This is a genomic window from Bacillus sp. L75, assembly GCF_003676355.1.
GTDB classification, from domain to species: Bacteria; Bacillota; Bacilli; order Bacillales; family Bacillaceae; genus Bacillus; species Bacillus velezensis.
The window spans coordinates 1-8,388 of record NZ_ML064931.1; the positions used below are offsets into that span (position 1 = coordinate 1).

The window sequence follows — 8,388 nt, forward strand, 5'->3', positions numbered from 1 at the left end:
CTTAACCGCTTGACCAACGGGCCGTTGTGTCCGCGTCGAGCTGACAAAAGTTATTATATACAGGTTGTACCCCATTTGTAAAGAGGAAAATTATTTTTTTTATTTTCAAACTTTTTTACCCGTTTTTTAACTGAAAAACTCATCCCTCCTCTCTTATTTCATTTATGATGAAAGTATCAAAATATTGAAGGGAATGGACACAGATGATCTTAGTCAGCTCTTGTCTCGGCGGTATCGAATGCAGGTATAACGGCTCTCACGCCGCTTCGGAAAAAATCCGCAGACTCGTAGAAGAAAAGAAAGCTGTTATGGTCTGCCCCGAACTTTTGGGCGGCTTCACCACTCCCCGCGAACCGGCGGAAATCATCGGCGGCACGGGCGAAGACGTGCTGAACGGAACAGCAAGAATCGTAACGGCATCAGGCGAAGACGTTACGGCTTTATATATGGACGGCGCGGAAAAAACATTAGCATACGCAAAAGAAATAGGCGCCGCCACGGTCATCCTTAAAGAAAACAGTCCGTCCTGCGGCAGCAGCTTTATCTATGACGGCACTTTCTCAGGGAAAAAAATAATCGGAGACGGCATCACTTCCGCTCTTTTAAAACGGGCAGGCTGCCGTGTTCTATCAGAAGATGAATTGGATCAATTATAAAAAAGGAGAGTAGATATCATGGATGTAGCCCTGTCCTTTTATAAACCGGAGCATGCAGACGGACTGAACGGGTTTGTGCTGAGTGAAGAAGATAAAAAGTTCACAGCTCTCCCGAAGGATGTCCTGCCGCAGGCTCTTGTCATCCGGGATCGCTACCCGACAGTCATTTTAAAAGAAGACCGCCCCGTCGGTTTTTTTATTTTACATACCTCAAAAGAAACCATTGCCCCGTATTCGAATAATGTGTCTGCCATTTTGCTGAGTGCGCTGTCCTTACATGCGCCGCATCAGGGAAAAGGTTATGCCAAACAAGCGATGCTGCAGCTCCCCGCTTTTGTCGCAAATTACTTTCCTTGGTGTGATGAAATCGTGCTTGCTGTAAACCATCGCAATCATCGTGCAAAGAACCTGTACCGGTCTTCCGGTTTTATTGATAAAGGTCGTCGCAGGATCGGCCCGATCGGTGAACAGCACATTCTGCATCATTTTTTGTGAAAGCGCTTGATTATTCATCTCATCCCTGCCGATTTTTCTTGAAACATCTATTCAGAAGCCCATATACTTCAAGTATTAACGACTTGGGAGGGTACAATCATGACAGACCGGCTTAACATTCACAGATTGACCACAGAAACCAGAAATCCGCAGACCGCTTCAATCCATCAAGCAGACACGATGGAAATTCTCCGCATCATTAACGAAGAGGATTTCAAAGTGGCTGAAGCCGTTCAGCAGGTGCTGCCCGATATTCAGATTGCCGTTCAATTCGCCCATCAATCATTACGGCGAAACGGCAGGCTGATTTATGCGGGAGCGGGCACAAGCGGCAGACTCGGTGTACTGGATGCGGTTGAATGCCCGCCTACATACAGCGTAAGTCCCGACACTGTCATCGGTCTGATGGCCGGAGGAGCAGACGCCTTTTTGCAAGCGGCTGAAGGTATAGAAGACAGCGAGGAAACCGGCGCTCTCGATCTCAAAACGATCGGGCTTACCGCAGAAGACACCGTGATCGCCATCGCGGCAAGCGGGCGCACGCCGTATGCGGCCGGTGCGCTGAAATACGCAAAAACAATCGGCGCCAAAACCGTCGCGCTCACATGCAATAAGGACTCATTGATCAGCACCTTTGCCGATCACAGCATTGAAGTCGTCGTCGGCCCCGAAGTGATTACAGGGTCAACACGAATGAAAGCGGCGACGGCACATAAAATGATTCTGAACATGATTTCCACGGCCGTGATGATCAAAAGCGGCAAAGTGTACGAAAATTTAATGGTGGACGTTCATGTCAGCAACGAAAAATTGAAAGAACGCGCAATCGGCATTATCCAAAGCATCACGGGCGTTCCGTACGACAAGGCAAAAGAAACGCTTGAGGCCGCAGGCAGCCATGTCAAAACGGCAATCGTCATGCTGAAGACGAATTCAGACGAAACACACGCGAAGGCACTGCTCAAAGAAGCAGAAGGCTTCATTGACAAAGCCATAGAACAGCACGTTTCAAAAGAAAAAGAACGCTGATCGTTCTTTGGTGAAAAATAATGTGCTTTTACGAGCCCGCGCCGTTTTCATGATCGGCGCAGGCGCTTTTAGGACGCGTTTCAGGCACAGCTCCCCGGGAAAAATCGCACGGAAAAAAGGAGGATCTCCATGAGCAAAGAGGCATTTTATCAGTCACTGGCCAAAGATATCCTGGACAATTGCGGCGGTTCATCGAATATTTCAGGCTTTACCCACTGTATGACACGCCTGAGGATTACACCTTTAGATCGGGACAAAACGGATATTGAGGCGCTGAAACGGCTTGACGGGGTAATAGGCGTCGTCGAAGCCGAAACACTGCAGATCATTCTCGGCACGGGTGTCGTCAATCATGTCGCCGACGCTTTCGCAAAACTTATGTCATCCGGAAAAAACATTGATTTAAAAGAAGCCGCCTCACGGAAAAAAGCCGATCTCAACAGAAAAAACACCACACCCATCAGACTGTTTCTGAGAAAAATATCAAGCATCTTCATCCCCCTTATTCCCGCACTCATTGCATCAGGTTTAATCACCGGTATTACGAAAGCCGTCATTCAGGCCGGCTGGCTTCCGAAAGAATCCCAAATCGCACTTATTTTAACGGTTATCGGTTCAGGCTTATTCGCATACCTCGGCGTCCTTGTCGGCATCAATGCGGCGAAGGAATTCGGCGGTACACCCGCGATGGGCGGCCTTGCGGGCATATTGATCCTTAACCCTGAGATCGCCAATATCAGTTTGTTCGGAGAGAATCTGCTCCCTGGCAGGGGAGGATTAATCGGCGTTCTTTTCGCTGCGGTTTTTATCGCTTATACCGAACGGTTTATCAGAAAGTACGTCCATCAATCCATCGACATTATCGTCACGCCTACATTGTCTTTACTTATCACCGGGCTGGTGACATATGTCGTTTTTATCCCTGCAGGCGGTTTTATTTCTGATCTCATTACATCAGGTTTATTGTCGCTGCTGAATGTCGGGGGAGTGCTCTCAGGGTTTGTACTGGGAGCCGCCTTCCTGCCGCTTGTCGTCACCGGCCTGCATCAGGGCTTGACTCCCGTACATTTGGAATTAATCCGATCAATCGGAGATGACCCGCTTCTTCCGATTCTCGCGATGGGAGGCGCGGGTCAAGTAGGGGCGGCCTTCGCCATCTTTATGAAAACAAAAAAAGCCTCATTGAAAAGAGCGATCGGCGGCGGACTTCCATCCGGTCTGCTCGGAATCGGAGAGCCGCTCATCTTCGGCGTCACGCTCCCGCTCGGCCGGCCGTTTTTGACGGCGTGTTTAGGGGCGGGAATCGGCGGCGCCTTTCAAGCCCATTTTCAGGTGGCTACTTTTTCAATCGGTGTCTCCGGCCTTCCGCTCTCGTTTCTCGTACAGCCGGCTCAAATCGTTTTGTATATCATCGGTCTCTTCATCTCTTACGCGGCGGGCTTTGTCTTCACTTATGCGTTCGGATTTAAGGATGACATGGCTGCTGAATTTGAATAAACCGGGAGGGATCAGAATATGAAAACACTGACAGCCGCCATACTCACAATGGTCATCAGCCTCTCTTTTCTGCCGCAGCACAAAGCCGAAGCCCAATCCAAATTATACGACGTAGCAAAGCTTAGAAAGGTTGATCAAATGATTGAAAAAGACATCGCAGCAGGATTCCCCGGAGCCGTCCTCGTCGTCGTAAAGGACGGACGGGTGATCAAAAAGAAAGCATACGGCTACAGCAAAAAATATGACGGGAACGTCCTTTTATCGCGTCCGAAAAAAATGAAAACATCAACCATGTTTGATCTAGCTTCCAATACAAAAATGTACGCGGCGAATTTTGCATTACAGCGACTCGTCAGCCAGGGAAAGCTTGATGTGTATCAAAAAGTCTCGGCTTACCTTCCTGATTTCAAAGACAGAAAAAGCGATCCGATTCAAGAAAAAGACCGCATTCGCGTCATCGATGTGCTCCAGCATCAATCCGGTCTGCCGGCAAGCTTTTATTTCTATCAGCCGGACACCGCAGGCCCTTTGTATTCACAAGAACGGGATAAAACGATCCGTTTTCTCACTCAAATCCCGCTTGCATACAAACCGGGAACAAAACACGTATACAGCGATATCGGTTACATGCTTCTCGGCTGCATCATTGAAAACATAACCGGAAAAACCCTTGATGCCTATGCGGAACAAGAACTGTACAAACCGCTGAAACTGACGCACACACTGTTCAATCCGCTGCAAAAAGGCTTTAAAGAAAAATCATTCGCAGCTACTGAACGTTTAGGCAACACACGTGACGGAGTCATCCGTTTCCCTCACATCAGGACGTATACGCTGCAGGGGGAAGTTCACGATGAAAAAGCATTTTACTCAATGGGAGGGGTGTCCGGTCACGCCGGGCTGTTTTCCAGAGCTGATGACATGGCCGTCCTTCTTCAAGTCATGCTGAACGGAGGCAGTTATAAACACGTTTCTCTCTTCAATAAAAGAACGGCCGATTTGTTCACCACGGCGGCATCCTCTGATCCGACTTTCGCTCTCGGCTGGCGGAAAAACGGCAGCCCGGATATGGAGTGGATGTTCGGCCCTTATGCAAGCAGGCAGGCATATGGCCATACGGGATGGACCGGCACCGTCACGATTATTGATCCCGCTTATAAGCTGGGGATCGCACTTTTGACCAATAAAAAGCATTCCCCCGTCGTCAGTCCCGGTGAAAACCCGAATGTTTTTGAAGGGGATCTTTTTCCGACTGGAAGCTACGGCAGCATCATAAAAACGATTTATGAAGCCATTGAATGACAACCCATGTCTTTTGTCCAAACTATGACGGCAGGAGGGCACCATCATGAAACTTGTTATCTCAGCTGTATTACTGTTGTTCATTGTTTTCGGCACGCATCATGTATCGACAAAACCGGACATTCCGTCACAGGCGGAACAAGCGGTATCCCGTATGACATTAGATGAAAAATTAGGGCAGATGCTCATGCCTGATTTTCGCAATTGGCAAAAAAAGGGGCAGTCATCACCTGAGGCTCTTACCCAAATGAATAAAGAAGTCGCAGGGCTTATTCAAAAGTACCGGTTCGGCGGCGTTATTTTATTTTCAGAAAATGTAAAAAACACTGAACAAACGGTACGCCTGACAGATGCCTTTCAAAAGGCGAGCCCTGACATTCCGCTATTATTAAGCATTGATCAGGAGGGCGGCATCGTAACTAGACTTGGTGAGGGCACTCATTTCCCAGGCAATATGGCGCTCGGAGCCGCTAGAAAAACAGCCTACGCGTCCCAGACCGGCGCCATTATCGGGAAAGAACTGAAAGCACTGGGCATTAATACGAACTTCGCTCCCGTTCTCGATATCAATAATAATCCCGGAAATCCTGTCATCGGCGTCAGGTCCTTCAGTTCAGACCGAGATCTGACAGCTTCACTCGGTCTTGCCTCAATGAAGGCTCAGCAAAAGCAGGATGTCGCTGCCGCCGTCAAACATTTCCCGGGACACGGCGACACGGATGTCGACAGCCACTACGGCCTTCCGCTTGTCACCCACAATCAAGAAAGGCTGCGTCAGATTGAACTTTATCCGTTCCGGAAGGCCATTCAGGCCGGAGCTGATATGATCATGACAGCCCATGTGCAATTTCCCGCGTTTGACGATACAACCTATAAAAGCAAGCTGGACGGTTCAGACATCCTCGTACCCGCCACGCTCTCGAAAAAAGTGATGACTCATCTTCTCCGTGAGGAAATGGGCTTTAACGGCGTCATCGTCACGGATGCATTAAATATGAAAGCCATTGCCGATCATTTCGGCCAGGAAGAGGCGGTCGTCATGGCCGTAAAAGCAGGAGTCGATATTGCCCTGATGCCGGCCCAAGTGACATCGCTGCAAACAGAAAACCGCTTTGCCCGGGTTCATTCCGCATTAAAAAAGGCGGTACAAAAAGGGGATATTCCGCTGCAGCAAATTAACAAATCGGCGGAACGCATCATTTCCCTGAAAATAAAACGAGGGATATATCCCGCACCGAAAGAGACAAATCTGAAAAAGAAGATTGCAAAAGCAAAGAAAACCGTCGGCAGCAAAAATCACCTGAAAGCTGAAAAACAAATCGCGGAAAGGTCCGTCACCGTCTTACAAAACAAAAACCGCACGCTCCCATTCAAACCGAAAAAGAACAGCCGCGTTCTCATTGCCGCTCCATATGAAGATCAAACAGCGTCAATGGAACAAACCATTCGGCAGCTCATCAAGAAGAAAAAAATCCGGCCGGTAACCATCAGTAAAATGAACTTCGCCGAGCGCACATTTCATGATGAACACAAAAAGCAGATAACTGACGCTGATTACGTGATTACAGGCTCATATGTTGTGAAAAATGATCCTGTCGTAAACGACGGCGTGATTGACGATTCCGTCACAGATCCCGGCAAGTGGACGACTGCATTTCCGCGGGCAGTCATGAAAGCCGCACAATCGAACCAAAAACCCTTTGTGCTGATGAGCCTGCGTAATCCATATGACGCCGCGAACTTTGAAGAAGCTGAAGCCCTTATCGCAGTCTACGGCTTTAAAGGATATACAGACGGACAATTTCTCCAGCCAAACATTCCGGCAGGCGTTGAAGCGATATTCGGACAGACAACACCGCAAGGCAGGCTGCCCGCTGACATTCCTTCCGTCACGCATCCGGGAACGACACTGTATCCTTATGGTTTCGGTATCAATCTGAAGACCGGAAAACCGCTTTAAACAGGAGGACTGATCATGAAAACACAAACGGCTGCGCTTCTTGCCGGATTAGTCGTCATCAGTGCTATGACGGCAGTCTCGGCGGCTTCTGACAGAAACCTTCATACCGCCAAGAAACCAAGCATCCAAACAGGCATCGACCGCCTGCTGAAAGATTATAAACAGGAACTGAAGGGAAAAAGGGTCGGGCTGATCACCAACCCGACCGGTGTGAACAATTCATTGAAAAGCAGCGTTGACGTGCTGTATGAGGCACCAGACATCCACTTGACGGCATTATTCGGACCGGAGCACGGTGTCCGCGGCGATGCTCAGGCCGGAGACAAAGTCACATCGTATATAGACGAAAAAACAGGGCTTCCCGTCTACAGCCTGTACGGGGAAACGAGGAAACCGACGCCTGACATGCTGAAAGATACAGATGTGCTGATTTTCGATATTCAGGATGTCGGAACGCGATACTACACCTACATTTATACAATGGCCTATGCCATGGAAGCGGCAAAAGAAAAAGGCATTCCTTTTTATGTATTGGACCGGCCGAATCCGCAAGGCGGACGAAATCCGGACGGCCCGGTTCTTGAACCGGATTACGCTTCATTTGTCGGACTGTATCCGATCCCGCTGAAGCACGGCATGACGATCGGTGAGCTTGCTCTTTTATTCAATAAAGAGTTTCATATTGGCGCCGACCTAACCGTCGTAAAAATGAAGCGCTGGAAGCGGACGATGACGATTGAAGATACCGGTCTGCCGTTCGTCCTCCCTTCGCCCAATATCCCGACCCCGGACAGCATATTCGCATATTCGGCGACAGGACTAATCGAAGGCACAAACGTATCCGAAGGAAGGGGCACGACAAAGCCGTTTGAACTGATCGGCGCGCCTTATATGAAAAGCACCGAGCTCGAAGAACGCCTGAACAGTCTCAAGCTTCCGGGCGTCACCTTCAGAGCCGCATCATTTATCCCCAGCTTCTCCAAGCACCAGGGCAAACTGTGCCACGGCGTACAAGTCTACGTAACAAACAGAAATACATTTGAAGCGGCAAAAACAGGGCTTTCCATTCTGAAAACCATGCATGACTTATATCCGAATGACTTTTCATTCTTGCCGACAGGCTCTTTTGACAAGCTGATCGGTAACGGCTGGGTACGCAAAAAAATAGAAAAAGGCACTTCCATTGAAGACATCACCGGCACATATCAACGCCGGCTGGACCAATTCAAAACTCTAAGAAAACAATACCTCATATACTGACAACATTCGTGTTACACGTGTAACATTTTGACGCATTTCACATTTCCGCTTTTTATAGGAAAACATTCATTTATTTGGTACAATTTAAATGATAACAGTTATCATTTAAATGAATGTTTCCTAAAAGGTGGTTTCTCATGAAAAACACATTATTCTTTCAGCCCATTGATATCATCTCCGTAAAAAAAA

General features: G+C 48.4%; 7 protein-coding genes. All 7 read left to right on the plus strand.

Annotated elements, in window-relative coordinates; genetic code table 11:
• Positions 1-203 precede the first annotated feature (203 nt).
• Positions 204-656, plus strand: coding sequence for a 2-thiouracil desulfurase family protein (locus D5S11_RS19545; RefSeq protein WP_007408014.1), 453 nt, complete (start codon positions 204-206; stop codon positions 654-656).
• Positions 657-674: 18 nt separating this feature from the next.
• Complete coding sequence (locus D5S11_RS19550) at positions 675-1,151, plus strand: GNAT family N-acetyltransferase (protein ID WP_015239057.1); 477 nt, start codon at positions 675-677, stop codon at positions 1,149-1,151.
• A 99-nt stretch (positions 1,152-1,250) separates the two neighbouring features.
• Positions 1,251-2,180, plus strand: coding sequence for an N-acetylmuramic acid 6-phosphate etherase (gene murQ / locus D5S11_RS19555; RefSeq protein ID WP_082998906.1), 930 nt, complete (start codon positions 1,251-1,253; stop codon positions 2,178-2,180).
• A 129-nt stretch (positions 2,181-2,309) separates the two neighbouring features.
• A complete protein-coding gene (locus D5S11_RS19560) occupies positions 2,310-3,677 on the plus strand; it encodes a PTS transporter subunit EIIC (RefSeq protein WP_032870181.1) in 1,368 nt (455 codons plus the stop codon).
• An 18-nt stretch (positions 3,678-3,695) separates the two neighbouring features.
• Positions 3,696-4,979, plus strand: coding sequence for a penicillin binding protein PBP4B (gene pbp4b, locus D5S11_RS19565; RefSeq protein ID WP_053104621.1), 1,284 nt, complete (start codon positions 3,696-3,698; stop codon positions 4,977-4,979).
• Between the two features lie 46 nt (positions 4,980-5,025).
• Complete coding sequence (locus D5S11_RS19570; protein ID WP_042634752.1) at positions 5,026-6,939, plus strand: glycoside hydrolase family 3 protein; 1,914 nt, start codon at positions 5,026-5,028, stop codon at positions 6,937-6,939.
• Between the two features lie 15 nt (positions 6,940-6,954).
• Positions 6,955-8,199, plus strand: a complete 1,245-nt coding sequence (locus D5S11_RS19575; RefSeq protein WP_108725189.1) for an exo-beta-N-acetylmuramidase NamZ family protein — start codon at positions 6,955-6,957, stop codon at positions 8,197-8,199.
• Positions 8,200-8,388 lie beyond the last annotated feature (189 nt).